Origin of the sequence: Acinetobacter sp. IK40 (genome assembly GCF_035615075.1) — a bacterium.
GTDB classification, from domain to species: domain Bacteria; phylum Pseudomonadota; class Gammaproteobacteria; order Pseudomonadales; family Moraxellaceae; genus Acinetobacter; species Acinetobacter courvalinii.
The window spans coordinates 1-2318 of record NZ_JANBOE010000027.1 but is presented as its reverse complement, the minus strand read 5'-3'; the positions used below and the strand labels follow the sequence as shown (position 1 = coordinate 2318).

General features: G+C 43.5%; 1 pseudogene. It reads right to left on the bottom strand.

From position 1 onward, the window contains the following. Nucleotides 1-2318: pseudogene (locus tag MSG93_RS19215) on the bottom strand (cell surface protein); the annotation flags it as partial.

Below are 2318 nucleotides of genomic sequence, written 5' to 3'. Positions count from 1 at the left end.
CTGTACCACCAATGTTATTCGTGGTGATACTGCCATCCGGATTAACCGTGGTGTTACCACCTATGCTGTTCTTGATGCTGTCAGAAATATTCTTGATCTGACCGCCATTCACGGCATCTTTAGAACCCTTGGCAATTGAACCGTCAGCAACATTGGTAATAACTTTATTACCTGCATTGATGCCATCTTTAGTGATGCTTGCACCATCTTTGATGGTCAAGCCATTGTTGTTGAGTACGCTGTCGCCAGTGGTAATGCTGTCGAACTTCGCATCTTTCAACAATTCAATCTTGATGCCATCTTCAGTTGTACGGGTAATGACATTTTCACCGCTGGTTTTGTCTTCTGCTGTTGCAGCATCAGCACCGCCCACAATGTTGAGCTTGTCACCCAACTTACGATGAACGTCTTTACCTGCATTGCCAGCAAAGTTGAGACCTTTATTGGTCAGGTCATTTACACCATTAGTCACCTTGTCATCGACTGACTTGATCGCATCATTGATGTTGTTTTTACCTGTGCCACCAATGTTATTCGTGGTGATGCTACCGTCCGGATTAACCGTGGTGTTACCACCGATGCTGTTCTTGATGCTGTCAGAAATATGCTTGATCTGACCGCCATTCACGGCATCTTTAGAACCATTGGCAATTGAACCGTCAGCAACGTTAGTAATAACTTTATTACCTGCATTGATGCCATCTTTAGTGATGCTTGGGCCATCTTTGATGGTTAAGCCATTGTTGTTGAGTACGCTGTCGCCAGTGGTGATGCTGTCGAACTTCGCATCTTTCAACAATTCGATCTTGATGCCATCTGCTGTGGTACGGGTAATGACATTTTCACCGCTGGTCTTGTCTTCTGCTGTTGCAGCATCAGCGCCACCGACGATGTTGAGCTTGTCACCCAAGTTACGGTGAACGTCTGCACCGGCATTACCAGCAAAGTTCAAGCCCTTGTTTTCTAACTCGGTCTTGGTGTTGTCAATCTTGCTATTTAGCTCAGTCTTGGTGTTATTGATCGTGTTATTTAACTCAGTTTTGGTATCGGTAATCTGAGTGGTTAACTGATCTTTAGTGTCATTTAACTTGTTATTGGTATCCGTGATCTGGTTACCCAAGTCTTTTTTAGCATCATCTAACTTGTTGTTGGTATCGGTAATCTTGTTATCCAGACCATCTTTGGTTTTGGTTAACTGGTCAACATTGACTGCATCTTTACCATTTACACCATCAGCAACGTTAGTAATAACTTTATTACCTGCATTGATGCCATCTTTAGTGATGCTTGCACCATCTTTGATGGTTAAGCCATTGTTGTTGAGTACGCTGTCGCCAGTGGTGATGCTGTCGAACTTCGCATCTTTCAACAACTCGATCTTGATACCATCTGCCGTTGTACGGGTAATGACATTTTCACCGCTAGTCTTGTCTTCTGTTGTTGCAGCATCAGCGCCACCTACGATGTTTAGCTTGTCACCCAAGTTACGATGAACATCTTTACCCGCATTGCCAGCAAAGTTGAGACCTTTATTGGTCAGGTCATTTACACCATTGGTCACCTTGTCATCGACTGACTTGATCGCATCATTGATATTGTTTTTACCTGTACCACCAATGTTATTCGTGGTGATACTGCCATCCGGATTAACCGTGGTGTTACCACCTATGCTGTTCTTGATGCTGTCAGAAATATGCTTGATCTGACCGCCATTCACGGCATCTTTAGAACCATTGGTAATTGAACCGTCAGCAACATTGGTAATGACTTTATTACCTGCATTGATGCCATCTTTAGTGATGCTTGCACCATCTTTGATGGTTAAGCCATTGTTGTTGAGTACGCTGTCGCCAGTGGTGATGCTGTCGAACTTCGCATCTTTCAACAATTCGATCTTGATGCCATCTTCAGTCGTACGGGTAATGACATTTTCACCGCTGGTCTTGTCTTCTGCTGTTGCAGCATCCGCACCACCCACGATGTTGAGCTTGTCACCCAAGTTACGGTGAACGTCTTTACCCGCATTGCCGGCAAAGTTCAAGCCCTTGTTTTGCAACTCGGTCTTGGTGTTGTCAATCTTGCTGTTTAGCTCAGTCTTGGTATCAGTAATCTGATTGGTTAACTGATCTTTAGTGTCATTTAACTTGTTATTGGTATCCGTGATCTGGTTACCCAAGTCTTTTTTAGCGTCGTCTAACTTGTTGTTGGTATCAGTAATCTTGTTATCCAGACCATCTTTGGTTTTGGTTAACTGATCAACATTGACTGCATCTTTACCATTTACACCGTCAGCAACATTGGTAATGACTTTATTACCT